General features: G+C 62.7%; 1 protein-coding gene. It reads right to left on the reverse strand.

Annotation, left to right across the window (positions count from 1 at the left end; translation table 11 throughout):
* On the reverse strand, window positions 1-252 hold a 252-nt coding region (locus tag HMPREF2734_RS07470), incomplete at both ends, for a biotin/lipoyl-containing protein (RefSeq protein ID WP_141750453.1).

The following is a 252-nucleotide window of genomic DNA, read 5'->3' on the forward strand; positions in this document are numbered from 1 at the left end:
TCGGAGCAGCCTTCTTCTCTTCCTTCGGCTCCTCTTCCTTAGCCGGTGCCTCTTCAGCCTCGGCCTCGTCTTCGTTGGAGTCGTCGGAGGAAGCAGCCGCGTCAGCGTCACCGATGCGGGCGATGACATCGCCGACCTCAACGGTGTCGTCCTCTTCAGCCAGAACCTCGATCAGCGTGCCAGCGACCGGCGACGGGATCTCAGTGTCAACCTTGTCGGTGGAGACCTCGAGCAGCGGCTCGTCGACCTCAA

This window comes from Corynebacterium sp. HMSC055D05, assembly GCF_001810365.1.
Taxonomy (GTDB): domain Bacteria; phylum Actinomycetota; class Actinomycetes; order Mycobacteriales; family Mycobacteriaceae; genus Corynebacterium; species Corynebacterium coyleae.